22 protein-coding genes and 1 pseudogene are annotated in these 25,737 nt (G+C 60.5%); 13 read left to right on the forward strand and 10 right to left on the reverse strand.

The window, feature by feature from the left end; all coding sequences use genetic code 11:
• Position 1: 1 nt before the first annotated feature.
• A complete protein-coding gene (locus EDE08_RS21195; protein ID WP_131870759.1) occupies positions 2-1,408 on the reverse strand; it encodes an amidase in 1,407 nt (468 codons plus the stop codon).
• Positions 1,409-1,564: 156 nt separating this feature from the next.
• On the opposite strand from EDE08_RS21195, the gene EDE08_RS21200 reads away from it, so the two are divergent.
• Together EDE08_RS21200 and EDE08_RS21205 are read left to right on the forward strand one after the other, a co-directional pair.
• Positions 1,565-2,584 carry a phosphotransferase gene (locus EDE08_RS21200; protein ID WP_245524842.1) on the forward strand — a complete coding sequence of 340 codons (1,020 nt, stop codon included), beginning with the start codon at positions 1,565-1,567 and terminating at the stop codon, positions 2,582-2,584.
• Positions 2,581-3,537, forward strand: a complete 957-nt coding sequence (locus tag EDE08_RS21205; protein ID WP_131870760.1) for a choline/ethanolamine kinase family protein — start codon at positions 2,581-2,583, stop codon at positions 3,535-3,537. The genes EDE08_RS21200 and EDE08_RS21205 overlap by 4 nt, the downstream gene beginning before the upstream one ends.
• Before the next feature lie 24 nt (positions 3,538-3,561).
• Here the strand turns inward: EDE08_RS21205 and EDE08_RS21210 are convergent, their stop codons facing one another.
• From EDE08_RS21210 to EDE08_RS21220, 3 genes are all read right to left on the reverse strand, one after another.
• The gene (locus EDE08_RS21210) at positions 3,562-4,353 is read right to left on the reverse strand and encodes an inositol monophosphatase family protein (RefSeq protein WP_131871014.1); all 792 of its coding nucleotides are present in this window, start codon (positions 4,351-4,353) and stop codon (positions 3,562-3,564) included.
• A 65-nt stretch (positions 4,354-4,418) separates the two neighbouring features.
• Positions 4,419-5,453 (reverse strand): helix-turn-helix domain-containing protein, encoded by a 1,035-nt coding sequence (locus EDE08_RS21215; protein ID WP_061883573.1) that lies wholly within the window; start codon positions 5,451-5,453, stop codon positions 4,419-4,421.
• 13 nt (positions 5,454-5,466) lie between these two features.
• Positions 5,467-6,303, reverse strand: a complete 837-nt coding sequence (locus EDE08_RS21220; RefSeq protein WP_245524843.1) for a DeoR/GlpR family DNA-binding transcription regulator — start codon at positions 6,301-6,303, stop codon at positions 5,467-5,469.
• Positions 6,304-6,640: 337 nt separating this feature from the next.
• On the opposite strand from EDE08_RS21220, the gene EDE08_RS21225 reads away from it, so the two are divergent.
• The 4 genes from EDE08_RS21225 to EDE08_RS21240 all read left to right on the forward strand — a co-directional run bounded on the left by EDE08_RS21225 (position 6,641) and on the right by EDE08_RS21240 (position 11,829).
• A complete protein-coding gene (locus EDE08_RS21225; protein ID WP_165936074.1) occupies positions 6,641-7,987 on the forward strand; it encodes an aspartate aminotransferase family protein in 1,347 nt (448 codons plus the stop codon).
• Positions 7,988-8,205: 218 nt separating this feature from the next.
• Positions 8,206-9,372 (forward strand): glutamine synthetase family protein, encoded by a 1,167-nt coding sequence (locus EDE08_RS21230; RefSeq protein WP_245524844.1) that lies wholly within the window; start codon positions 8,206-8,208, stop codon positions 9,370-9,372.
• A 64-nt stretch (positions 9,373-9,436) separates the two neighbouring features.
• A complete protein-coding gene (locus EDE08_RS21235; RefSeq protein ID WP_131870763.1) occupies positions 9,437-10,609 on the forward strand; it encodes an iron-containing alcohol dehydrogenase in 1,173 nt (390 codons plus the stop codon).
• Positions 10,606-11,829, forward strand: a complete 1,224-nt coding sequence (locus EDE08_RS21240; RefSeq protein ID WP_131870764.1) for an allantoate amidohydrolase — start codon at positions 10,606-10,608, stop codon at positions 11,827-11,829. The genes EDE08_RS21235 and EDE08_RS21240 overlap by 4 nt, the downstream gene beginning before the upstream one ends.
• A 30-nt stretch (positions 11,830-11,859) precedes the next feature.
• On the opposite strand, the pseudogene EDE08_RS21245 reads toward EDE08_RS21240, so the two are convergent.
• Positions 11,860-12,581 (reverse strand): annotated as a pseudogene (locus tag EDE08_RS21245) (response regulator transcription factor).
• Between the two features lie 319 nt (positions 12,582-12,900).
• Here EDE08_RS21245 and EDE08_RS38505 point away from each other — a divergent pair.
• The 3 genes from EDE08_RS38505 to EDE08_RS21255 all read left to right on the forward strand — a co-directional run bounded on the left by EDE08_RS38505 (position 12,901) and on the right by EDE08_RS21255 (position 15,288).
• Positions 12,901-13,044: a hypothetical protein gene (locus tag EDE08_RS38505; RefSeq protein WP_165936075.1), complete on the forward strand. Its 144-nt coding sequence runs from the start codon at positions 12,901-12,903 to the stop codon at positions 13,042-13,044.
• Between the two features lie 204 nt (positions 13,045-13,248).
• On the forward strand, positions 13,249-14,406 hold the full coding sequence (locus EDE08_RS21250; protein ID WP_245524845.1) for an alpha/beta hydrolase family protein: 1,158 nt from the start codon (positions 13,249-13,251) through the stop codon (positions 14,404-14,406).
• Between the two features lie 6 nt (positions 14,407-14,412).
• A complete protein-coding gene (locus tag EDE08_RS21255; protein WP_131870766.1) occupies positions 14,413-15,288 on the forward strand; it encodes a DUF3313 domain-containing protein in 876 nt (291 codons plus the stop codon).
• Here the strand turns inward: EDE08_RS21255 and EDE08_RS38510 are convergent.
• The 4 genes from EDE08_RS38510 to EDE08_RS21270 form a co-directional block, all read right to left on the reverse strand.
• Entirely contained in the window at positions 15,179-15,595 is a 417-nt protein-coding gene (locus EDE08_RS38510; RefSeq protein WP_165936066.1) for a hypothetical protein, read from the reverse strand. The genes EDE08_RS21255 and EDE08_RS38510 overlap by 110 nt on opposite strands.
• Before the next feature lie 85 nt (positions 15,596-15,680).
• Positions 15,681-17,111 (reverse strand): pyridoxal phosphate-dependent decarboxylase family protein, encoded by a 1,431-nt coding sequence (locus EDE08_RS21260; protein WP_131870767.1) that lies wholly within the window; start codon positions 17,109-17,111, stop codon positions 15,681-15,683.
• A 1,135-nt stretch (positions 17,112-18,246) separates the two neighbouring features.
• A complete protein-coding gene (locus tag EDE08_RS21265; RefSeq protein ID WP_131870768.1) occupies positions 18,247-19,026 on the reverse strand; it encodes a DUF2141 domain-containing protein in 780 nt (259 codons plus the stop codon).
• 299 nt (positions 19,027-19,325) lie between these two features.
• Positions 19,326-20,600, reverse strand: coding sequence for an MFS transporter (locus EDE08_RS21270; protein WP_131870769.1), 1,275 nt, complete (start codon positions 20,598-20,600; stop codon positions 19,326-19,328).
• Positions 20,601-20,805: 205 nt separating this feature from the next.
• On the opposite strand from EDE08_RS21270, the gene EDE08_RS21275 reads away from it, so the two are divergent.
• The gene (locus EDE08_RS21275; protein WP_131870770.1) at positions 20,806-21,738 is read left to right on the forward strand and encodes an AraC family transcriptional regulator; all 933 of its coding nucleotides are present in this window, start codon (positions 20,806-20,808) and stop codon (positions 21,736-21,738) included.
• 129 nt (positions 21,739-21,867) lie between these two features.
• Here the strand turns inward: EDE08_RS21275 and EDE08_RS21280 are convergent, their stop codons facing one another.
• Entirely contained in the window at positions 21,868-22,488 is a 621-nt protein-coding gene (locus EDE08_RS21280; RefSeq protein WP_131870771.1) for a TetR/AcrR family transcriptional regulator, read from the reverse strand.
• Positions 22,489-22,855: 367 nt separating this feature from the next.
• Here EDE08_RS21280 and EDE08_RS21285 point away from each other — a divergent pair, with 367 nt between their 5' ends.
• The 3 genes from EDE08_RS21285 to EDE08_RS21295 all read left to right on the forward strand — a co-directional run bounded on the left by EDE08_RS21285 (position 22,856) and on the right by EDE08_RS21295 (position 25,663).
• Positions 22,856-23,770: an SDR family oxidoreductase gene (locus EDE08_RS21285; protein WP_131870772.1), complete on the forward strand. Its 915-nt coding sequence runs from the start codon at positions 22,856-22,858 to the stop codon at positions 23,768-23,770.
• 164 nt (positions 23,771-23,934) lie between these two features.
• Entirely contained in the window at positions 23,935-24,615 is a 681-nt protein-coding gene (locus EDE08_RS21290; RefSeq protein WP_165936076.1) for an SRPBCC family protein, read from the forward strand.
• Between the two features lie 16 nt (positions 24,616-24,631).
• Positions 24,632-25,663, forward strand: a complete 1,032-nt coding sequence (locus tag EDE08_RS21295) for a DUF3108 domain-containing protein (protein WP_165936077.1) — start codon at positions 24,632-24,634, stop codon at positions 25,661-25,663.
• Positions 25,664-25,737: the final 74 nt, after the last annotated feature.

Consider the following 25,737-nt stretch of genomic DNA (forward strand, 5'->3'; position numbering starts at 1 on the left):
GTCAGGACCGCGGCTTGAAAGGCCAATCCATCGCGACGGGACGCATATCCTCCAGCGCCTTGGTCACCTGCAGCACGCCAAGATCATCGAAGCGATGGCCGATGACCTGGACCCCGATCGGCAGATGTCGGGAATCGAACGCCATGCAGACCGTGGCGGCGGGCTGGCAGGTCTGGTTGAACATGGCCGTGAACAGCGTGTGCTCGAGCGGCATTTCGCGAGAGACGCCGGGTTCCTCGGCCGGAAAGTTCACCACCGGCAGCGTCGGTGAGATGACATAGTCCCAGCCTTCGAAGGCCCCCAGCAGCGCCGCCTTCATTTTGGCGATCTGCCCCAGGGCCCGGTAAAGGTCGGTGCCCGAGTGTTTTGCTCCACCTAGGGACCACGCGCGAACGAAGGGATTGATGTCGCGGGGAGTGTCAGTATGTGAGGGCAGTGACGTGTATTCGAGATAGCCGCGGACCTGGAGGAACAGGTCGATGGCTTCGTAGGCGTCATGATCGAGCGGCGAGGTGAACGGTTCGACGTTGGCGCCTGCGCCGGCGAGCAGCTTTCCGGCCGCCTCGACGGTCTCGCGCACGACCGCCTCTGGCTTCATGCCAAAGCCCATGTCGGTAAGGACGCCGATCCTCAATCCCTGCACGTCGCGCTTGAGACGCTCGTGATAGCGCACGCCATCGGCGGGAAGGCTCCAGGTGTCGCGCTCGTCCTGCCGCGTCAGCACGGTCAGCAGGCGGGCGATATCGTCGACGCTGCGGCCCATGGGACCGGCCATGCGCATGGTATCGGCGGGCAGGTGCGGGACGCGCCCGTGGGTGGGCTTCAGTCCGGCGAGGCCGCAATGCGCGGCCGGAAGGCGGACGGAGCCCGCGATATCCGTGCCGACGGAGACATATCCGGCGCCGGCCGCGATGGAGGCGCCGGCGCCGGCCGACGAGCCGCCGGTGTTCCAGGCAAGCCCCCAGGGGTTGCGGGTGATGCCGTGCAGCGAGCTGATGCCTGACGCCATCAGGCCACAATCCGGCATCGTGGTCTTTGCAAAGATCACCGCGCCGGCTTCGCGCAACGCGATCGCCGGTGGTGAATCGTAGTTTGAGGGCGGCAGGGCGCGGTTGGCCCCGATACCGTGAAAGTAGGGCCAGCCGACCATGGCGACGCTATCCTTGACGGTCATCGGAACGCCATCGAGCGGACCCAGTGCAGCCCCGGCCTTCCATCGCGCTTCCGAGCGTAGCGCGCTGGCCATGGCCTGCTCCGGACGGAAGCAGAACAGGGCGTTGATCGCTGTATTGACGTTCTCGGAATGGCTGAGGGTGGCTCGTAGCACCTCCACCGGCGATAGCGTCCGCGAGGCGTAAGCGTCTGTCAGCTCGGCAAGGCTCATCCCGATCAGTTCTGCAGCGGACATGTCGGCCTCAATGGGTAGCGTCCCGGGTCACTGTCCGGATAGCGAAAATGACCTGCGTTGGGGTAGGGCCGTTGCGTCAACGGCATGATTTGGTGGAGCCCGAGGCATCCCTTTTGCATCTGTCCTGATCAAAATTTGTCCTGATCAAAATCTGTCTTGATCAAATTTGGCAGACACGAAGGTCGGCTGAACGGCAATCGCAAGAGATCAGAAGTCGCCATGAGTCAATCTGGAACGGAACTGGCCACCATCCGGAATTCCATTGCCGAGCTCCCCGGATGGGGGGCTGGAGATGTCGTGATCGAACCTGCCATCCCGATCCTGGCTTCGCCAAGCTGGCGAGGTGTCGACGGCTTTCCCTGGCGCGCCACCAGGAAGGGCGGTAGCGAAAGCATCTTCATCAAGAGCATGGATCGTGATGCCGAGCTCTATATCGACGTGGCATGTGCCTTCGAGGCGGCGCAGCGTGCATCCGATCTCGGCATCGGGCCCAAAGTTCTGATGGCCGACCCGAAGGCGGGACTGCTGGTGATGGAGGATCTCAACCAGGGCTGGCGGGTCGGTACATTGGAACGGATGCTCGAGCCCGATATTGTCGATGCCGTCATTGCGGCGATGCGGCTGTTTCAATCCGGACCACCGCTGCCACGCCGCAAGAGCGTCTTTGACGAGATCGAGCATTTCTACGCTGCGGCTGCGGCCGCGAAAGCCCAGTTGCCGTCGGATGCTGAATGGCTGGTCAAGGAGTTGCTGTTTGCGGCCGAAGCCTGCCGGACGCTGGATATCAAGGCGGTGCCGATCCACGGCGACGGCAATGTTTCGAATATCCTGATCAGTGACGCGGGCGAGGTCCGCCTGATCGACTGGGATCGCGCGACAACGACCGACCCGTTGGAGGATATCGGCAGCTTCCTCGTCGAGGCCTGTGCACAGGAGCCTGAGGCGCGCGACATTTTCACCCGCAGTACCGGCACATTCGAGGAGGGGGCATTCAATCGTGCGCGGATCTATGGCGTGGCTGATGATCTGCGCTGGGGATTGATCGGTGCGCTGCTCGCCGCCAAATCGGCGCGCAATACGCTGGAGTTCTACAAATTCGCCAGCTGGCGCTTCGTGCGTTGCCGCATGGCGGTTCGGGAGCCCCGCTTTGGCGAGATGCTTCGGAGGATCACATGACCGTTCGCAGAAAACTTGGCGAGGGGACCACGCTTCACGAGCGCAACGTCGAAGCGGCTATCGCCCGCGTCCCGCAATGGAACGGCAAGCAGGGCGCCTATGCGCCGCTGGTCGGAGGCCTGTCGAACCAGAACTGGCTGGTCGAGATTTCCGGCGACGGGCGCCGCTATTTCGTCAAGGTGCCGGGCGAAGGCTCGGAAATGTTCATCAATCGCGTCACCGCCAACGAAGCCGCGCGCAATGCCCATGCTATGGGTGTCGGGCCGGAGGTGATCTTCTTCGACGCGGCGGATGGGCTGGAGATCAGCGAGTTTCTGGAGGGCTATCGCGCCTGCACGAACGCCGATTTCGGCGATCCCGCCATCCAGTCCGACGTTCTCGCTCTCTATCGCCGCTTGCATGGCGGCCCGAAGCTCGGCCAGACCAAGACAATCTTCGACATGATTGAGGAACATATCGAGCAAGGCAAGGAACTGGGGGCGCATTTCCCGCAGGACATGCCCTGGATGATGCATCGCTACAATCAGGCCAAGTCGGCCTTCCTGGCGTCGGGCCTCGACCTCGTGCCATGCTTCAACGACCCCATGCCTGGGAATTTCCTCATTTCGGCTGAAACCGGCGCGCCCAGGCCGATGAAGCTGATCGACTACGAATTTGCCTCCAACAATGAGCGCAGCTACGAGCTCGGCGTGCTGTTTGCCGAAATGTTCTTCGACGAGAAGCTGACGGAAGCCCTGATCGAGCAATATCTCGGCGAGGCTCGTCCGCAGATGATTGCGCGCGTCATTCTCAACCGTGCGCTCGCCGACATGAAATGGGCCTCATGGGCGGTCGTCAACCGCAAGCTCAACACCTGGGATTTCGACTACCAGAAATACGGCGTCTGGAAATACATGCGCGCTCGGGACGTGATGTATGACCCGCGCTGGGACAGCTGGTTACGATTGGTGTGAGCCTGCCCCGGCCGCATCATCTTGCTATTGCTTCAGGACCGTCAGGGCCTGCTTGAGCAGGCTGTCGTTCGCGGCGGCGATCACGCGTCCGTCGGAGTCCGGCGTGAGTGGCTGCCCATCCCAGTCGCGTATGATTCCGCCCGCGCCCTCGACCACGGGAATCAATGCCATGAAGTCGAACGACTTGAGTGACGTCTCTACGACGAGATCGCAATGGCCGGATGCCAGCAGGCCGTACTGATAGCAATCGCCGCCAAATCGTCGGAACATGGCCTTCTTGCTCAGCAAGTCGTAGCGAGCCCAATCCTGCGAGGTAAAGAAGTCCGGTGAGGATGTATAAATTTGTGCGTCTTCCAATCTTGCCGTGCGACTCACTTTTGCGGGCTTGCCGTTGAACGTGACCCCACGCGGCGTGCCGTACCACCGTTCGGCCAGCGCTGGCATGTCGATCATGCCGGCGACTACCGCGCCCTTGCGCTCGTCGGCGAGCGCGACAAGCGTGCCGAACAGCGGCATTCCGGAGATGAAGCTCTTCGTTCCGTCGATCGGATCGAGATACCAGGTGTAGCGATCGCCCAAGGTCGATCCCATCTCCTCCCCGAGAATGCCGTGATCGGGGAAGCGGGCGCTGATCAGGCGCCGTAGTTCCACTTCGATCGCGCGATCGGCGATCGTTACCGGCGTCAAATCCTGCTTGCGCTCGAAATTGGCGCTGGACCGAAAATGGGTCAACGCGATCCGACCGGCTACGTCGGCGAGTTCATGGAAGAACGAAGCGAGTTCGTCCGCAGAAATCTTGTCTTGAATGTCGTCCAATGCCTGCTCCAGCAGAAAGCACGTCGCGCATGAGCGGCGCAACGGCTGGCCTTCGGAATTCGGCTCTAAACCGTCTCGCGAAGCTCTTGCTTGTGGACGTCCCAATACGGAGATCCGAAAGCCTTGCGCGAGGAGGCCATTCGCGGCGAAGACGATCCGTTCGGTTCGACAGCGCGTGTAGCTGAGCCCGGCCGCGGCGCGGCTTCCTGCGCCTGGCGAACGTCACGCGGGGCCACCTTGAAGTGACGGCTGAAGCAGCGCGAGAAATGCGAGACGTTCTTGAAGCCCACTTCGTAGGCGACCTCTGAGACGGTACGGTGACCCTTGGGATCGGCAACCAGGATTTCGTAGGCTCGCTGCAGCCGCTTGGTCTGCACGAACTGGCTGACTGTGGTCTCGTTGTCCGTGAACAGACTGTAGAGATAGCTCAGCGAGATTCGGCTGCTGGCCGCAATTTTCTTCGGTGACAGGGATTGGTCGCCGAGATGGCTTTCAATGAAATCAACGATCCTGCGGCGCAGATGATAGCGCGCATTGCGGACGTCTGTAGCGGCGCCCCGGTCCTCCGCGCCGATCGTGAGCGCCACGAAGCTGATGACTTCGGTCGCAAGCGCTTGTGGATTCGGCGCCGGAAACTCGATGAACAGCTCGGCCACGCTTCCGATCATCCCGGCTAGAAGGCGGGTCATCTGTTCGTTCGGCTTGAAGCGTCGGCTGATGTGATCCTCGATCGAGACGAGACGTCCGCGCAGCTCCGCAGCCGGGATCCGAAGCACCAGAAAGCGTGCGGCCTTGTCGGACGACAATTCGTAGAAGGCGAGTTCGCTGAGCAGGACATATTCGCCGGCTCGGGCAATGCCGACGCGGCCGTCCTGGCTGAATGCCACACATCCCGTCAGTGGAAAGACAAGCGCGTAGGAGGCATCGTGAATGCTGGCGGTGCGTGTCCAGCTGCAAGTGAAGGCTCTATGCGGCTCGACGAGTTCGAGATCCAGGCGTCCGATCCTGGTTCGCTGATGCGGTGCAGGACCCTTGTCTCCGTCACCACCATCAAGGCCGGTATACTCCTCGCGAGGAGCAAGAGATGTGAGGCTTGCCATGGTCTGGTCTTTCTCAGGGTTGGGCAATGATCACCTCCGTTCCGGCTTCACGGAGTGCCGTTGCCAGAGCTCCTTCCGGTTGCCGGTCGGTAACCAGACGGTCGATATCGGTCCAATGCGCAAATACGGTCAGAGCGCGCTGGTCGAACTTGCTGTGATCGGCGACGAGGATGGCTTCCGCAGCGCGCTTGACCATCGCGCCATAGATCGCACCGGCCTCGTCGTCCGCATCGTTCGCGCCTCGGGCGCTGATGCCTGTCGCGCTCACGATAGCGCGGTTGGCCTCGTAGCTGTTGATGTTGGCGATCGTCTGCGTACCGAACACGTAGCCTTCGGTCGGGTGATAGCGGCCCGGGCAGCACAGCACACGGATCGATGAGTTGACCGCGAGCGCGCCTGCAATCGCATAGTCGTGCGTGATGACCGTGATGTCGCGCGCACGCGAAGCCAACCGTCTGGCGATATGAAACGTCGTGGCGCCGGCCGCCAGCATCAGGACTTCGTTCGGTAGAACGAGGTCCGTGATCGCGGCGGCGATCGCTTCGCGTTCAGCAATCATGAGCGTCTTGCGATCGGTGAGAGCCGGCTCGAGCGCAAACGGGCGCGAAGCTCCGCCATAGGTCCGGTTGATGAGCTTCTGTTCCTGAAGCTCCACGAGATCTCGGCGTATGGTTTCACCGGATACACCAAGCGCGGCCGCAATCTCGGAGGCGCGCAGAGTAGGGGCGGCGGTGAGTTGCGCGACGATGTGCTTGTGGCGCGCCAGCTTCGAGAGGCGATCGCCATCGCTCTTTCGTGGCCGTTTCTCGGCCGCGGAGGCGTCGCTGGTCAGTAGCGGCTCGCTCGTCATTGAGGTGTCCTCATCTGCCTCGGCCGTCGGGACGTGGAAGTCTTTCTCACGTCGATTTGGAAAGATACACTAATTATGTGGCAGGTCCCTCAAATGTTGGGCAGCAGAGTGCCCAGTATCTCCGCAAGTTGTCGCGTGTCCATGTGTAGTCCATTGATATTACTAAGGTAACACTGGAAGCCCGGGGCTGTGTGTCTGAGGCTCCGGTGTCTTTTGCCTCCTGGCAGCTTGCCATTGTGGGAATTTGCACAAAACTCCAAGCTGATTGGGGAGTGATTGCGGCGCGATCGGCGCGGCCGTCGCTTTGACTTGCGCAAGGCGCGGTCAGAGGAGGCGTATGGTGCAGCGGGAAAGAGAAATTCTGGCGTTGAACGCCTTCGACCAGGGCCATGCGTCGGCGATGGGCGCCGAACTCGGAGAGGCGGTGCAACGACGCCTGCGGTCCTTCGGCAAGGCTTCGGTCCTGTTCTACGAGGAGCCGATTCGAATGGAGCGCGCTGAAGGCGTCTACATGTTCGACGTCGACGGCCGCCGATATCTCGATCTCTATAACAACGTCCCGTCGGTCGGGCATTCGCACCCTCGCGTCGTCGAGGCAATTCGCCGCCAGGTGGGTTTGCTCAATACCCACACGCGCTATCTCAACGACGTGGTCGATGCCTATGCGGAGCGCTTGCTGGGGACATTTCCATCCGAAATCGATCGTGTGGTACTGACGTGCACTGGCAGCGAGGCGAACGATCTCGCGCTCCGGATCGCAAAGGTCGTCACTGGTCGGGCCGGCTTCATCGTTACGGAGACGGCCTATCACGGCAACACCGCAGCCGTAACCGACGTGTCGCCGTCCTCATGTCCCGGCCAACCATTGCCGCTCCATGTGCGGGTGGTGCCAGCGCCCGAGATGTTCCGCAATCCGGTCGGTGATCCCGGTCGGCGTTTCGCTGCCAGTGTTGCTGCGGCAATTGCCGATCTTGAGCGAAGCGGTATCGGGTTTGCTGGGCTGCTGGTGGACACGATCTTTTCGAGCGACGGCATCTATGCCGATCCGGCCGGCTTCCTGGCGCCCACCATAAGCCTCGTCCATGAACGCCGGGGGCTGTTCATCGCCGACGAGGTGCAGCCCGGCTTCGGACGCACGGGGGCAGCCATGTGGGGCTTCGCGCGCCATGGTGTTGTCCCCGACATCGTGACGATGGGAAAGCCCATGGGTAACGGCTTTCCCATGGGAGGCGTCGCTCTGCGTGCATCGCTGCTTGATCGCTTTGCGGCCGAAGTGAAGTACTTCAACACGTTCGGCGGCAATCCAGTGGCCGCAGCGGCAGGACTTGCGGTGCTCGACGTGATCGAAGATGAGGGCCTCTTGGAGAATGCGAGCGAGGTTGGACGTCATCTGATGGACGGATTGCGCGAGATCGGAAATCGCCACGTCCAGATCGGGGACGTTCGAGGCGCCGGTCTGTTCATCGGCATCGAGCTCGTACGTGATCGCGACGGCAAGGAGCCGGCGCCGGAGCTCGCAATCATGCTGATCAACCGCCTGCGCCAGCGCGGCTTCCTGATCGGCGCCGCCGGACCGTTCGGCAGCACGCTCAAGATTCGTCCGCCGCTGTGCTTCGGCACGGATCACGCGGATATGTTCATCACCGCTTGCGACGAAGAGTTGCGCGCGATCGCGCCGGCTTGAGAGGGTGTTCGAAGTTCATGGGCGCAAGAAACGTAAAAACCGCCGCCGATGCCAGGGCCCTGGTCGAGGAACGGGGCCTGTCCCACGTCAAGCTTGGGGTCGTCGATCTCGATGGCGTCATTCGTGGAAAATATCTCGCGCGAGACAAGTTCTTTGGCGCATTGGAGGGTGGCCTCAGCTTCTGCGACATCATCTTCGGCTGGGATTCCAACGACCAGATGTACGACGACGGCAAGTTTACCGGTTGGCACACGGCTTTTCCGGATGCTACGGCCCGCATCGATCCCGCGACCTGCCGCGATATCCCGATGGAAGAGAACATGCTGTTCTTTCTCGGCGAGTTCGTGGGCGAGGCGGAGAAGCTCTGCCCGCGCCGGCTGCTTCGCCGGGTCATCGATCGTGCCGAAGGCATGGGATTTGCCCCGTCAGTGGCTGCCGAGTTTGAATTTTTCGTGTTCGATGAAACGCCCCACAGCGTGCGGGAAAAGGGCTTTCGCGAGCTGAAGAATCTCACGCCGGGCTGGTTCGGCTATTCCATGCTGCGCGCCTCCGTGGAGTCGGAATTCCATCGCTCGCTGCTCAAGCTGTGTGACGAAATGGACATGCCGATCGAGGGGCTGCACACCGAGACCGGCCCCGGGGTCCTGGAAGCGGCGATCCTGTACACCGATGCGCTTGAGGCTGCGGATCGTGCGGTGCTGTTCAAGACTTTTTCAAAAGTCTGGGCCGAGCGTCGGGGCAAGATGCTCACCTTCATGGCCAAATGGTCGAACGCGTATCCCGGACAATCCGGGCACCTGCATCTTTCGCTGCGCGACAAGGACGGCAATCCGTCATTTCACCAGAGTGGGCGTCCCGGCAACATGTCCGACACCATGCGCTGGTTTGTCGGCGGACAGCAGGCATTGCTGCCGGAGCTGCTTGCGATGGTTGCTTCCACCGTGAACAGCTATTCGCGTCTGGTACCTGGCTTCTGGGCGCCGACGGATGCGACCTGGGGAATCGAGAATCGCACCTGTGCGCTGCGGGTCATTCCCGGAAAACCGGCGAGTCAGCGCGTGGAATATCGGGTTGCCGCCGCCGATATCAATCCATACCTTGCGATCGCTGCGGCGCTGGGATCGGGGCTATGGGGGATCGAGCACAGAATCGAACCGAGCGAGCCAATCGCCGGTAATGCCTATGAGCGAACGCACCCGCCCGAGCATGCGTTTCCCCGCACGCTATCGGAAGCCGCCGAGCGATTGATGGCTTCGCAGGCGGCCCGCAATCTGTTTGGAGACGTCTTTGTCGATCACTACGCCATGACACGGCAGTGGGAGGAACGCGAATTCCGCAAGACCATCACCGATTGGGAGCTTGCGCGCTACTTCGAGATCATCTGATCCCGTTGGAGTTCTGACCCGGCCAAAATCATTCCATCTTTGCATCGAGCACTGAGAGCCGCATATGGACGTTCATATCACCGGGGCCTGGAATTTTCCGACGCGCGTCATCTCAGGTCCGGGCCGCATCGCCGAGCTTCCCGCGGCGTGCCGGACATATGGTCTTGCCAGGCCTTTGCTGGTGACCGACCATGGCCTCGTGAAGACCGACCTCATCGCGGGCATCGTCAGCCGCATTCGCGAGGCGGGCATCCCGCTCGGCATATTTTCCGACGTGAAGCCCAATCCGACCGAATCGAATTTGCGCGCGGGAGTGCAGGCATTTTGGGCGGGCGGTCATGACGGCGTGATCGCGGTCGGGGGAGGTTCAGCGCTGGACGTTGGAAAATGCGTGGCGTTCATGGTGGCGCAGTCGCGGCCGGTATGGGACTTCGAGGACATCGGCGACTGGTGGACCCGCGCCAACACGGATGGCATCGTGCCGATCATCGCCGTGCCGACCACGGCCGGCACGGGTTCCGAAGTGGGCCGTGCCGTCGTGATCACGCGCGAAGACACCCATGAGAAAAAGATCATCTTTCATCCCATGATGATGCCGAAGATCGCGATCGAGGATCCCCAGCTTGCGGTTGGACTCTCGCCATTTCTGACGATGGCGACCGGCATGGATGCGCTGTCCCACTGCTTCGAGGCTTATTGCGTCAAGGCATTCCATCCACTCGCCGACGGTATTGCCCTGGAGGGGATGAAGATTGTCGACACCTACCTGCCGCGCGCGGTCGAGAATGGGCGTGATCTCGAAGCCAGATCCTACATGTTCGCGGCGGCGTCGATGGGAGCTACCGCGTTCCAGAAGGGACTGGGCGCGATCCATTCCGTCTCTCATCCGGTCGGCGCGCGCTACGACACCCATCATGGGCTGACCAATGGTGTAGTCTTTCCCTATGCCCTTGTTTGCAACAGGGATGCGATCGCCGACAAGATCCCGCACATAGCTCGCGCGTTGAATTTGCCGAGCCATGATTTCGATGCGGTGTTGGGCTGGATCCTGGCCTTGCGAATGAAGCTTGGCGTACCGCATACCCTGGCCGAGCTCGGGGTGAAGGAGAGTGACGCCCGGACAATTGCCGCCGATGCGGTGAAGGATCCGACTGCGGGCTCCAATCCCCGGCGTTTGACCGAAGCGGAGTTCGAACAATTGACGCTTGCAGCCATTCGCGGTGATCTCGGACCATGACCGCCTTGCACGATCTCATTGCGGGTTTCGCGGCGATTGGCGCGACCGACGACGGCGGCGTTTGCAGGCTTGCGGCGACGGCACTCGACAAGCGGGCCCGAGACCTCTTTCTGCGCGAGATCGGCAACCGCAGCCTCGTCCCGAGGATCGACGCGATCGGCAACATGTTCGGCGTCGCAATTCTTGACCCTGGGTTCGACGACGTTGTGATCACCGGATCGCATCTTGATTCCCAGCCGACGGGCGGCCGATACGATGGTGCCTATGGTGTGCTGGCGGGACTCCTTGCGGTGGAAGCGGTTAGGGAGCGCTGTCTTGCGAACCCTGGCGCCGCACGACGCAACCTGGCCGTCGCTAACTGGACCAATGAGGAGGGAGCCCGCTTTCAGCCCAGTCTGACCGGCAGCTCCGTCTTCGCCGGCAGCTTGAGCTTGCAGGACGCCTACGCCTGTGCGGACGGCGACGGCGTCACGCTCGGCGCTGCGCTGGCCGCGATCGGCTATTGTGGTGTCACGCCACTCGAGTATCGCCCCGTACGCTACGTGGAACTTCACGTCGAGCAGGGTGATCGACTCGAGCAGGTTTCAGGGGATATTGCCGCGGTTTCCGGCGCCTGGATGACTCGCAAGATATCGGTCGTATTTGAAGGCGATTACTCGCATACGGGACCGACGCCGATGCCAATGCGCCGGGATGCCCTGCGCGCGGCGGCCCGCGCGATCGAAGCCCTCTACGTCGAAGTCGCGCGCGAAGACGCCGGCGCACACGCCTCCGCGGCCCGCATCAACGCTTACCCGAATTCGCCGAATGTCGTTGCAGGCCGAGTGAGGGTCTGGTTCGAAATCCGACACGAAGACGAAGCCGCGGTTGTCGCCATCAGTGACCGTTTTCTGAAGCGGATCGAACGCGAGGCCCGCGAGATCGGCGTTGGCGTCTCGATCGCCGCCGACGACAGGCGCTCGGCCCCCTTGCTCGATCCGGATGGTGTCGAGTTGATCCTGGCCGTTGCGAGCGATGTCGGCTGCGAGGCCCTGACATTCAAGACCATCACGGGGCATGACGCGTTGGCGATCCAGAAACGTATCCCAGCTTCGCTCATATTCGTGCCGAGCCGGGGCGGGCTCAGTCACAATCCGCGCGAGTTCACGGCACCTGAAGCTCTCGACAAGGGCTATGCCGTGCTGGTCGAGACGTTGTGGCGCATGGTCACTGCCGCATAGCGTGACAGCCATCCGACCGCAAAATCAGGCTCAAGAGTGCTGGTCCAAATAGGTGACTTTGGCAGCAAGCTGATAGCCGCCGTTGCGCACCGTTTTGAAGATGTGGTTCGCGCCATTCTCCGCGAGCTTGCGCCGCAATCGACTGATCAGCACGTCGATGGATTTCTCTAGCACGTCTCCGTCGCGCCCGCGTGTCAGATCGAGCAGCTGGTCGCGAGACAGGACGCGACCGGGCCGTTCGAGAAAGGTCAACAGCAGGTCAAACTCGGCGCCAGTCAACTCGATCGAACCGCTTTGTGGACCGACGACCGACCGGGCGGACGGATCTGCGATGAAGCCTTCGAAGAGGAAGCGCCCCTTGCCCCCATGGGCCGAGCGGTCATCTTCACCGCGACGGAAGACCGTGCGGATGCGGGCTATCAGTTCGCGCGGATGAACGGTTTGCCGAGATAGTCATCGGCGCCGATCTCCAGGCCGATGATCCGGTCCACATCTTCCTTGAGAGCAGTGAGCAGGATGATCGGGACTCGGGAACGCGCGGACCGGAGATCGCGACAAAGATCGAGTCCGGATCCATCGGGGAGCATCACGTCCAGGACGATCAGATCGATCTGGTTCGTGGCGATCCGCTCGCGTACCTCGGCGCACCGGGACGCGAGCTGCACGCGAAAGCCTTGCTCCTTGATGTAGCGAGCAAGAAGCTTTCGAATCTCTAGATCGTCATCGACGACAAGGATTTGCGGAATGTGCATGAGCGCCGGTATAGGCCGGTTGAGCAAGCTGAAGGGTATTATTTGTAACGAAGGCTGTCCCCAATTCGCTTGGACATCTTTAGACACAAATGGTGGTCGAGCAGCAACATTAGGTCATTCGCGGCCAGATTCCGAGCCATGTAGCCCGTCTATCAAGGGTACCGGGTTCACAATAAGGGGGTCTGAATGCGCTCCGCCGCCGGCTTCAACCATTTTGCGTCATACAAGTCTATTCCGTACCGGCGCCGGTGGCGGCCCAAGCTGGGTCTTCCTCCCGAATGGACCGATGACGGTACGGCGGCGACACAAGAGCAGTGATGTGGCCAAGGACGGTCGCATCGACAGACGCGGCCTTTGCGGCTCGATCGCGAAGGTCGCCATGATGATGGTCATCCTCGTCGTTGTATACGGCACCGTGGCTTATGTCGGCTTTTCGCTCTTCAGGATTGGGGGGCTGGGATGACCGTCCGGATGGCATTTCCGAGCTCATTGCAGCAGCGCTGGTCGGTTGTGCCTCGAGCCGGGGAATGTTTGCCCCATTGACCCTGCGTCAAAATAATGCACCCGGTGTAGTTTTTATTGACAGGGAGAGCTCCGACCGCTACCGAGTTGGCATCGGTCCAATGCTGAAAATGCATGGCGCAGGGAAGTAGCAGGAGTAATGGTCATGAAGAGCTGGCTCGCTGCTATGGCATTGGCATGTACTCTCGCGATGGTGCTGCCTCAGGGCGCAAATGCGCAGAATGCTCAGGTGCAACAGGAGCATACGGCGTTTCGTGCGATCGACTTCGATTGGAGGGATACGTCTCGAAATCGCGAAATTCCTGCTCGCTTGTATTGGCCGACCGAGGTATCGCCGGGAAGGGTGCCACTGATCGTCTTCTCGCACGGGATGGGCGGTTCACGAAACGGTTACACCTACCTCGCTGCCCGGTGGGCCGCACACGGCATTGCGAGTTTGCATGTCCAGCATATCGGAAGCGATGCTTCTCTTTGGCGTGGAAATCCCTTCGAACTCGTGGGGCGGCTGCAAGCGGCGACCCGGGACGATGAAGCTGCGGCGCGTGTCGGAGATCTCCGTTTTGCGCTCGACCAAATGTTGTTATTTGCAACCGGTCCCTACGCCCGATTTATCGATATGCGACGCGTCGCCGTAGCTGGACATTCGTACGGCGCGAACACCGCGTTGTTGACGGTCGGTGCCCGGGTCATTCGGGATGGTCGTTGGCTCAATTTCCGCGACCGACGCTTCAAGGCGGCGATCGTGATTTCAGCCCCGCCTTTCTATGGTGAGAGCGACTTGTCGAGCGTGCTCGCCAACATCGCCGTGCCGACGCTTCACGTGACGGCTACGCAAGACGTCATCAAAATTCCCGGCTTCTATTCGAGTGCACGCGATCGAGTCGCAATATTCGACGCGATCGCCAATCGACGTAAGCTGCTGGTCATGTTTCGAGGCGGATCCCATAGTATATTTACGGATCGCGCTCTGACCGGGGGGCCAGGATTGAATCCGAAGGTCAAGGAAGCCACCGGAGAATTGACGCTCGCATTCCTGGACTATGCGTTCGCCGGGGATTCCAGAAGTTTGGCGCAATGGAGCTTCGACTGGCAGGATATTCTCGCGCAGCCGACCATTCGGAACGCAATGCTGATCTCAGGCGCCTCCGCACGGGCTGACTTGCAGGATAACGTGCCCGCGACAGCGGCCGAGAAAGGCCGTGCTATGACCGGTGAGCAACAGAAGAGTTATCCTCCTCTTCGGGACGGGGGACGTCGGGCGGCGGCAGAAATCGACTGGTCGGCATCTGCATCGCGTCGCTGAAGTCCGATGCAGCGTTTCCAGCTCATAGCGGTCTTGTGTCTGCTGACCACCGGGTGCGCGAGTGCGCCACTGAACAGGGCGGGTTCGCTGACCAGTTATGATGGTCTGACGCCATCCGACGGTGTTCTGACGAAGTCAATCGTTCGCGTCGACAAGGAGGACGTTCTCGGCGCCAAGACCGTGCGGCTGGTAGAAACTCGATTTTCGTCCAAAGCGGCCGCGGAGGTCTCCTTCTCGCCGGAGCAGCGCAGGATCATCGGCAACGCCATCGACCGTGCTCTGTGCTTCGGATTGAGCGATAGATTCCAGATTGTCGGTCCGGCGGATCAGGCCGACCTGACCGTTCAAGCCGTCATCACGCATGCGGCGGCGACGGACCCTGCGGCGGCTGGCGCATCCGGTGTCGCGCGGGTCGCGAAAACCGTGCTCCTGCCTGGTGTGCCAGTACCAGTTCCGCGCATTCCGGTGGGACTTGGCAGCCTGTCGGTCGAAGGTGAGGCGAGGGACGGAAGAGGGAAGCAGAAGGCGGCTATGGTGTGGGGCCGGGGGGCGAATTCTTTCACAAGTTCTCCCCGCGTATCGCCTGATGGCGATGCATACGACCTTTCCACGGCATTTGCCGCCGACTTCAGCCGATTATTGGTCACGGGGAGTACGCCTTTCGGAACCCTTCCAGCGCTGCCGTCGCTCGAGAGCCTGCACACGTCCCTGGGCGGTGCGCCGAAGCAAGCGGCGTGCGAAGTGTACGGAAGAGCTCCGGGACTTGCTGGATTCATCGGCCAGGGAGTTGGAGCTCCTCCAAGTTGGACCGACAAGGGCGCGGTGCCTCCATCGTCTCCGGCTGCCGCGCCACCAGTCGGCGAGCGTTCGCCTGCGACATGAAGTCGGCGAAGCGCGGATCCTCGACATGTGCGATGTTGACGCGCGTGCCAGGTGCCGGCGAGCGTCGGGTATGAAGTCGATATGTCGCCATTGCATCCGTCTCCGACAAGCCGTATGCGCGCGCGTTCAGGCTGGCACAAGCATCAAGATTCTGCGCGCTGGTGACGCGTTCAAAGCGGACGGCAGGATGGCTCGGCTCTTCCAGTGACAGCAGATCACCAGCCATTCCCCAGCATGTGAAAGAATTCACCAGCCCGGCATCGAGAGCCAAGTCGTTGATCTTGCCCCGAACATCGGGGGAGACCATTTCTTCGAAAATCCAGACTCTGCCTGGAGCTCCCGACCACTTATAAATTCCGCAGATCGCAAGAGAAGCCGCTTACGTTGGCCATTCACGAAAATTTTGGAACGATCGCGGCAGCCGCTTCCTGGATCGTGTGCCAGACCGCCTCTATGTCGCTCGCGTCGGTGGATATTGTGCCGATCGAGACGCGGACCATCCAATGCCCGGCCGCGGCAGCGGGCGTGACATAGGCTTGGCCTGAGGCGTTCACCGCGTGCGCCCATGCGCGCGTGAAGTCATCGAGACGATGGGAAGGCACCGACTTCGGGCGATTCACAATGCATACGGTTTGCAGAACGACGGGTGCGACGACTTCCCAACCTGGTGTTGCTTCGACTTTCGACCGAAGATCTTGCGCCAGGCTCATGTCTCGCCGCAACCTGGCCTGCAACCCGGAAACGCCCTGTTCCCGTATGGCGAACCACAGTTTCAACGCCCTGAATCTCCGTCCGAGCGGAATACCTGTGTTACGCAGATTGCGCACCTTCTCGTCGGCTTGAGATTGGAGGAAGCTCGGATCGGCAGACATCACCCTGAGAAGGTGAGGCTCGTCCCGAACGAAATAGAGCGAGCAATCAAAAGGGACGCCGAGCCATTTGTGCGCATTGATCACGACACTGTCTGCATCCTCGACCCCTTCCCACATCCACCGTAGCTCGGGCAGGATCATCGCATTCCCGGCCATGGCGGCGTCGATGTGGAGCCACAAACCATGCCTCCGCGCTATGGCAGCGATCTCCGATACCGGATCAATGGACACGGTAGCGGTCCCGCCCACTGCCGCGACGATCGCGCATGGCGTGAACCCAGAGCGAAGATCCGCAACGATTGCATCTTCGAGCGCCTCTGGCCGCATCGCGAAACTGTCGTCGATATCGATCATGCGAACATTCTCACGGCCGAACCCCGCCAGCAGCGCCGCCTTTTCGACGGACGAATGAGCGCTTGCCGATGTGTAGATCGTCAACGGCTTGGATTCCGCTTGCAGACCTCGGCGAACGAGCGAGAAGCTCGTCGTCTTCTCGCGGGCGCATAGCAGAGCAACCAAGGTGCTTGTCGACGCAGTGTCGTTGATCACGCCGAACCAGGCGGAAGACAGGCCAACCATCTGCCTGAACCAGTCGACCGTGACCTCCTCGATCTCCGTTACCGCCGGCGATGACTGCCAGGACAGGCCCAGAACCCCAAGTCCGCTGCTCACCAGGTCACCAAGGATGCCGGAGCCAAGTGAATTGGAGGGAAAGTAGCCGAAGAACCGCGGGTGTTGCCAATGCGAGATGTTGGGAAGAACCACTGAATCAAGATCAGCGATGATCTCGTCGAATTCCTCAGCTTCTACCGGTGGGGAGGCGGGAAGCATCGCTTTGACGTCACCCGGCTGTGTCGCAGGCTGGACCGGATAGTCGGACATCTTTGCATGATAGTCCGCCAGCCAGTCGATGATCTCGTGACCGCGTCGTCGGAATTCCTCGGGCGTCATCTAGGCCTCTTTGGTTGTTAACTTCGTGGTCGGACGGGCGGTTCCAAACTAAGGGAGAGCGTATCTCGGATGGCTCCGCAAAGTGCAGTGATTGGATGTGCCGGCGCGATAGCCTGAGGCGCCGAATCTGGGATACCGCAGACGTGGCCAGCGCGCGAATCCTCGCCATCGTTCCGGTCCGAAGCACGCTGAATGCGGGAAACAAGGCGAACAGCAAAGTAAGACCGATCCACCTCATCAGTCGACCCGAGAGGAACGCTTGTATCGTGGGCGTCACCTCTTCCTGCAGGAAATCCACCGTCGCCGCCAATATCGCCTTCGCGCCGGGGCAAACGAGGCTGCCTGAAACGATGCCGGTTAGATCGAAATAGGGATGGAATGAGATCACATACAGGAGAGCAGCGATCCCGACATTCGTGAGAATTGGAGATCGGAGTGCCCTCACAACGCGTGCGGCGAAACCAGAGGAAATTGGAGCAGCGTGGGTTTCTTCGTGTTTCGCGGGATCGGAGGGCTGGATGGGCCTCAACGCCTTGGCCGGCAGGTAGGAGCCACGGGATCGATCGCGACGTCCGCGCGTTCGGTGTTGAGCAATCGCTCCACGTCTTGTGGGCGCCTCGATCGGCCACACGCGCGGACGGGCTCCAAGGTGATCGGGGCCACCGCTCAGGCTTGCGGACGCGCCGCCGGCAAATGGTCGCTCAGCATCTCGCTCCCGCTCTCGTTGCGGAACGGTGATATCCGTCCCATCCGGCGTGTCACATGTCATTTGATGACTCCTTATTCGTCCCCGCGGACGACGGTCGGGATGCCTCGAGGGCGGTCATTTCAGAAGTCTCGCATCAAGCGTAACTTATTTCGCACTTGGTGTAATATTATTTGGGCGATTTCGTGGCCCGGGCCATGAGGACGCGCGCCTGCCAGCGGCATCTTCGTCCTGTGGAGACCTCGCTTCGCTCGCAAGGCAAGACGTCCCGTGCGCAAATTTGCGCAACGATGGTTATGATGTGGAGGAGGCAGTTGGACGAAGTCGTGTTCGTCCGTATTGGGGGGCCGGCGAATGAAGCCGGCCCGGTATCGTGCTTGCAACCCGAAGCGCTTCAAGCTGCCGCTCATCAGGCCGCCGATTTAGGCTTCACGGATATTGTGCTTCGATTTCGATCGACTTCACGTCGGGGATCTCGACCTTTCCCTTTTCGAAGGTGGGTCTGTTTGTCAGACTCATCCTTGGATTATTCGCTATGCCTATTCCCGATGTCGGGATTCCCAACAGATTCGTTTCAGGTTTGCCCATTCGTTTCGGGTCGTGAAACATCGAGACTGCGTATTGTCCTGCGGGCAGATTGGGGAAGGACACTCGTGCACTGGACGCTGGCGCAGTAGCCTTCCTGAAGGGCCGCCCTTCAGCGCATCTGGGGAAGCCTTCGTCCGTCGAACGCCAAAGGCAGACAACGATGTCCCCCTCGGTAGTCTTCAGCCTTGTCACGGTCACATCGAGCGCGGCCGCGACGGGCACAAACCCGAAGAGTGCAGCAGCAGTCAAAGCGAGACGAAGGGTAGAGCGACGCCAGCCCGATGAAGGAAGCTGCATCCGATTTGTTCTCCTCATGGCTCTTTCTTTCACGGTATTTTTGCTGATGGCAGGTCGTTTCATGGTGATTGCGTCGATCGTTTGCGAGCATTCGCACTCGAGCGTGCCGCAATTCCCCTCACGTGATGGCTGCAGGCTGCCAGAAGCCGACTTCCGAGCGATCACGACGATTGAGTATTGAGTGGTAATGCGAACACGGAAAATGCCTGAACTTGCATTTTTCTTGCCTATTCCTGCAAAGGACAAAGGCGGATTTCCGCCCGCGTTGGCGTGCGAAGAGCGTGAGAAATTGCCGCGCCGAAAGGCACCTTCGAGCAGCGCCAAAGAATGCCGGTCGTAGTGTACGATCGCACCTTATCGATCACGGATGTCTTGAGGCGGTCGAGGTACGAGCCAGAGCAAAGGAGAATGCAAGTCGGCGCGCATCTGTCGGGTTCGATCAGAGTCGTCGCCGAGGCAGATACGCGCTCACTAAGAGCGCAATCCCGACCTCAATTCGATATCGCCAAGTCGCACACGTCGTTGGGGGCAACGGAGCGCGTTCCTGCGTTTCGATCAATAACCGCCGGCCAACCTGCCGAGTGGCGCCGGCGACAAGTAGATTGCTACCGCATATGTTCTGGTCACGATCGCTGAAGTGAAGCAGCGATCTGCCCATTTGCAATCAACAGGATGATGCCAGTGACGGCGCTGGCGACCGGGACAGTCAGCATTCCAATCGCGAGCCCGTTAGGCATCTGGGCCTTTGTCGCGGCGTCGCTGATCAAGCCGACGATCAGCGGCCCAATTGCCGGGCCAAAAAGGCCTGAGCCGATCATAACGAGGCTGCTGGCCATCGCCTCTTTGCCTTTTCCCGCCACCAGATGTGCAGCTCCGAACCCCCAAGGCAGCAGAAATGCGAAGGACAACATGCTCGGCACCAGCAGCAATATTGAGAGCCAACCGATTGATGCAAACAGAGCTGCAGCTGTCGTCGTGCTGGCGATAAGAAAGAGGATCGCGGGAGGCCCAAGTAGCTTTCCGCTACCGGAGCGCACGGCGCGATCGAACCAGCGCCCGCCTATGAGCGTACCGAGAATGCCCATCAGACCTTGGAGAAGCCCGAATGCCAGCCCGGCCTCGCTGGCGCTATATCCGTGAGTGCGAATGAGAAAGGGGGCTGCAAAAGCGTAGAACGGGGCTGCCGCGAAGCTGCCGATGATTGCACCAATGAACAACCAGCGAAAGTTTGCGGACGAAAGAAGCCGGTAGCTCGCTCGGAAGAAGGGTTCGCTTCTTGTAGCTCTGCTCCTGATTGGCGGAGTCGGGCTGATGATTGCGAGCGCCAGAAGGCCGATTGCTGCTCCCGCGACGCCTGCACCAATCAGCGCCGCGCGCCAACCCAGTGCATCGCTGACGGCACCGCCGCCGGCGAATCCGACCATGGTGCCGAGAGGTAGGCCCAGGGCGAAGAGGGCAATCGCGAGGCCGCGGTGTTCGGGGTTGATCTTCCGGGCGATGATTGCGTGTCCCGCCGGGGTGGCGCCGGCCTCACCGAACGCAACTCCGAAGCGTGTGAATGCCAGGAACAGGAAGCTGGCGGCGAAGCCGCCAAGCGCCGTCATCGTACTCCAAAGCAGGGTGCACAAAGCGATCACCAACCGGGGTGATCCCCTATCAGACGCCCTGGCGAGCGGCAAGGAAAGGAGCGTGTAGCAAACAGCGAAAGCAGCCCCGGTCAATAAACCGACCCCGGTGTCGCTGAGCGCTAGATCAGCCTTTATCGCTTCTGCCATGACGAACGGCAGTATCCGATCGATCTGAGAAATCAGGCTGACAAGAAACAATGCAATCAGCGTTGCGGCAACGCGCCATCCCTGGATGTACTCGCGGCCGTCATCTTCAGAGACAATTGACAAGAGGCCTGGCCCTTAGGTTGAAAGCGTGACGCCGTTCGTCATGCCAGAGGGATGTTTCTGTTTTGCTGGATGTTGTTCGGCATAAAGAGGCGGCCGATTGCCAATGCCCGCTACGTAGATATATTTGGCTGGTCCAACAAGGGACCATACGTTTGCTGTCGGAGGCCAAGTGTCGCACTGGCCGCACGACCGATCGGAGGCTCGCGTGTCGTCGTCGCTGCTGAAAGCTGTCACTTCTTATATCGAGGCTCAGGGTGGCGGCCAGGGTTTGTTCCCGACACAGATCAGCTCTGTCAACATCATGCGATCGTTCCAGCGGAGGCTGCCGCTGCAACAGATCTACCGGCCGTCAATCTGCGTCGTGATACAAGGCGCGAAACAAATCCTCATCGGTGAGGAGATGGTCCAGTATGGCGCGATGGAGTGCCTTACCATCGGCATGGAGCTGCCGGCTACTGGACGCATCGTCGAAGCAGGTCCGGACTCTCCGTATATGGGCGTCACGATAGAATTTGATTTGGCGATAATGCGTGACGTGCTGGAGAATCTCGAGACGCCCCCAACACTTCCGCCCGATTCGGGTCGGTGCGTGTTCGTGAGCAAAGTTGATGGACCTCTGGCCGACTGCGTCCTGCGTATTATCCGGATGAATGAAGCGCCGCAGGCGATACCGATCCTTTACCCCTCCGTCATGCGAGAGATTTGCTATTGGCTTCTGAGTAGCCCGCATGGCGGAAAGCTATGTAGGCTGGTATTGCCCGAAACGAACACGGCACGCATCTCAAGGGCGATCCATCTCATACGTACCGACCTTGCCCGGATGCTGCGTGTCGAGCAGCTGGCCGAAGCGGCACGAATGAGCCTTTCGTCATTCCATCAGCATTTTAAGGCTCTGACGTCTATGACGCCGCTTCAATTCCAGAAGCAATTGCGCCTTATAGAGGCGCGGCGGCTAATGGTGACAGAGAATGCAAGCGTGACAGAGGCTGCGTATCAGGTCGGCTACGAAAGCGCATCTCAGTTCAGCCGGGAGTATTCTCGTATGTTCGGAGCTCCCCCCAAGCGGGACGCCATGACAAAGCAGCGGCTATATAGCCAGTACATCAACCGAAAAGCACAGAACGCATACAGCAGCTAGGGCACCTTGTCGCGCGCCGGAAAGTTGAGGCGGGCAGGTTCGTCGCACATAGACTGGTACTCAATACGTCGATTGGTACTCCATCAGAGCGCGCCGCGGGCGCAGCCTCTTACGGGCCGCTCTTCGGTTTCAAAGGATGCCTTGCAAATTAGCGAAGGATTCGCGGAGATAGGCTGCCGGCGGTCGCTTGCCGTTGTCGTTGCTCCAGGATTCGATCGCCAGTCGAAGCGCTCCGACGGCGACCATGGCGACGTATCGAAGAGATTTCCGCCGCTTGGCCTGCGGCCATTTCACGCAAAGGGCTTCGAATATCGCCTGTTCCTGAGCGATATACTTCGCGTGACTCGCGGAAATCAGCGCAGGGCTCGAGCGGATGACCCGATCGAGGGCAAGGCTCTGCTCCGAATTGTAGTTGCCGGTCAGTTTCAGCAAAGCGTTCTTGACCGTGTCGATTGGAGATTGATCCGAAGGCTCGGCGATCACCGCAGCTCTAATGAGCTGCGTGAAGTGGCTTTGCCACGCAAGCAGGATTTCCTCTTTTGACTTGAAGTAATAAAAGAACGTCCGCCGCGAAATGCCTGCCGCCTCGGCGATCGCCTCGAGGGTCGTCTCTTCGTAGCCATTCGTCATGAACAGCTTGAGGCCTGCTTCCGCGATCCGAGCCAGCGTCTCACGCCGTTTGCGCTCGCGAAGACCCTCCTCCGCAACTTTGACGTCTGCTACTACTTTTGCCGGCAAGGAAAGCCCCATCCAAAAATCGCACTCAGTGCAACATACTACACGCTGCGCAAACAAGGTGCAAGAAAAAAGCGATTTGCCTGCCGTGACTTAGGCTGTCTTGCGATGCGGTCGCGGCCGTCAGTTGATCGCCGCGCCCGCGGCCAGTGGTCGCGCAGCCGGTGCCCGCGACTGCCTTGCAATATCGCACGAAGTGCAATAAAAAATGCACTTGATGTAATTTTATCGAGGCGGAGCTGGTCAGTGCGCCGGCCACCGTCGTCGGAAAAATGCGGTTGCATGAAGGTTCGCAAATTTTCTTCGTGGCCAACCTTGTAAAAACTACACTTAGTGTAATATTGGGCCCCTGTGCCTAGCCTAGTGGACTTGCAGGGAAGCCATGCCGGAATGGACGATCAAGGATATTCCTTCTCAATTGGGGCGATCAGCCGTCGTCACGGGAACTGGTGGGATTGGCTTTGAGGACGCGTTGGCGTTGGCCCGGGCCCGCTGTGAAATCATCATCGCGGGCCGTAGCTTGGAGAAGGGAGCGAGCGCCATTGCACGGATCCGCACGGCGTTTCCCGACGCCAAAGTGCGCTTTGAAGAGCTCGACCTCGCAAGTCTGAGGTCGGTGAAGGACTTCGGCGCCCGGATGCGAGCCCAACGGTCGAGCCTCGATATGCTCATCAACAACGCCGCCGTAATGGCCCCGCCGCTGCGAAAGGTGACGAGCGATGGCTTCGAGCTGCAGCTGGCGACCAACTATCTTGGCCACTTTGGGCTCACGGCGCAGCTCCTTCCGCTGTTGCGCAACGGCAAGGAGCCACGCGTCGTCAACGTTTCGAGCCTAGCCGCCCGGAGCGGCGTGATCGACTTCGACGATCTTCAGGCGGAGCGCGAATACAGGCCCATGCGGGTTTACAGTCAATCAAAGCTCGCGTGCCTCATGTTCGCGTTCGAGCTTCAGACGAGAAGCGATGTCTCTGGATGGGGAATCAGGAGCATCGCCGCGCATCCCGGCATCGCCCGCACCGAGCTGATTCCAAACGGCGCCGGACCTCGCAGTTTGCAGCGCGTCACTCGGTCCTTGCTCTGGTTCCTGTTTCAACCGCCAGCTCAAGGGGCGCTACCGACGCTGTTCGCGGCGACGTCTCCGCTTGCCGAACCTGGTGGCTATTACGGGCCGGATAGACTGGGCGAGACCCGCGGCGTGCCGGCCGCCGCGCGAGTACCCCGGCAAGCAAAGGACGCGGCCGCGTCCGCGCGGCTCTGGGAGGTTTCCGAAAAACTCACCGGCGTTCGCTTTTCATGAACTGTTCGACGATCAAGCGCGACGGAAGAGCGGTCTGTAACGCCGGCGCTCTCCCCGTTGACGATAACAGCGTCGTCCGTAGCGGAACGCAAGCCGGCGACGGCCCTATTGGGCCTCTGACGGGCAGAATGCTCTTGGCAGTCTCCCGGCGGGCTCGCCCGCACATGATGAAAGGGCTCTATGCGATGGTCAGACCGAGCGCCTTCTCGATTTGCGCCGTCGTCTCGCTAGTCCTGAGCGGATGCGGCACACCCTTCGTCGGCGCCGATCCGGTACCTTCTACGTCGAGCCTCGACCACGCACGTGATGTCGCTCGGCCCGAGTTGGAGCGCAGTGCGGACTTCGAGAAGATCAGCGTCGAGACCGAGATCCAGGCACCTTTGGCTTCCGTAACGACCTGGTTCGCTGACCGCGGCGCCGCCGCATTCGGCTCGTTTCTTACGGGAACGGACAGTGTGCCGGGCGTCGTGAGCACCGAGTCGCTGAGCGGAGCCTGGAGCCAGCCAGGCGACCGTCGGCGAGTCGTATTCTCGGACAACAACACTGCGCTGGAAGAGATTACGGATCGCAAACCGCAGCTTCTGCAATACCAGATATGGAATCTTACCAACCGTACTGGGCGTTACATCAGGTATGCGGTGAGCGAGCTGGAGTTCATCGGTAACCGCCAAGCGACGCGCGTGCGCTGGACCTATTCGTTCCGGCCCAAGATCTGGCCGGACGGCTATCTCATCCGGCCCTACGTCCAGAACGACTTTCGGAAGTTTATGGAGGTCGGCCTGCAAGCAATGCGAGACAAGGCGGTGACGGATCTCGCTCCAAAACGCAGTGCGCGGTCGTCCTAAGTGGGAGTAGATGAGCTTGAGCATCGACCAGAAAAGCAGATATTCGGAAGTCAATCCCAACACTATCGTGCGTGCACGCCTTTCGATTGCCCTCACATCTTCGAACAACGGCAGCGGGCCTGGCTCTCGCTCGGGGGTGATCACCCGAGCTCATGCCGTTTTGGGCGAGGTGCCGAGCACCGCGCTTCCGGTGAAACGTAAGAGCCGTCATCTGATCTCCAGGAACGTGCGCTCGGTATTCGTCCTCGGGATGTGGTTGGCCGCGTTCGGCGCCCCAAGCGCGAGCGCCGCCGAAGGCGACGTGCGTGCTTCCTATGCCGTATCGTTCGCTGGGGTGCCGTTGGCTCACGTGACTTTGCATGTGGCGCTCCGCGGCAGTACCTACGCTGCGCAAGTCGATTATCAGGTCTCCGGAGCGATGCGGCTCTTGAGCAATTCTGCAGGTATCGCGTCCTCTTACGGTACTCACAACGCAGGGCACTTCGTCCCGACCGAGTTCGATCTCGATCATCGAAGCGGTTCACGCCGGCAGAAAGTGAAGCTCGGCATGACCGACGGCGTCGTCAAGACTATGGTGGTCGATCCGCCACTGGCCCTGGATTCGACTCAAGCTCCGATTGAACCGAAGCATCTCGTGGCAATCGTCGACCCCTTGAGCGCTCTCCTAATGGGAGCCGCCAAGTTCGAAGGAAGAGCACAGGGGGGAGTATGCGATCGGGCGCTATCGATCTTTGACGGTCTGAGACGATATGACGTCAAGCTCGAGCACCAAGGGACAGGGACGACCGCACAAAACGGTCTTGGCGGAAGCACGACCATCTGTCGAGCAGTCTTCAAACCCGTGGCTGGGCGGATTGGCGAAGGAGACAGGGCGAGAAGTTCGTCTCCGAACTCCAACGTCGATCAGATCACGATAACATTCGGCCGGACCAGCACGATCGATCTCTACATTCCGGTCTCCATCCAGGCGCAGACGCGGCTTGGAGCCGTAAACGTTCTCTTGACGGCATTCAACGCGGACTCTGCGAGGTCCGCCGATTCTCGGTGAAGCGGCGGTGTCTGGAAGCCGAGAGTTCTCGTCAAATTCAATGCGAAATCATTCCCTGGATGTCTTGAAATTTA

This window comes from Bradyrhizobium sp. R2.2-H, assembly GCF_004346455.1.
GTDB lineage: Bacteria > Pseudomonadota > Alphaproteobacteria > Rhizobiales > Xanthobacteraceae > Bradyrhizobium > Bradyrhizobium diversitatis.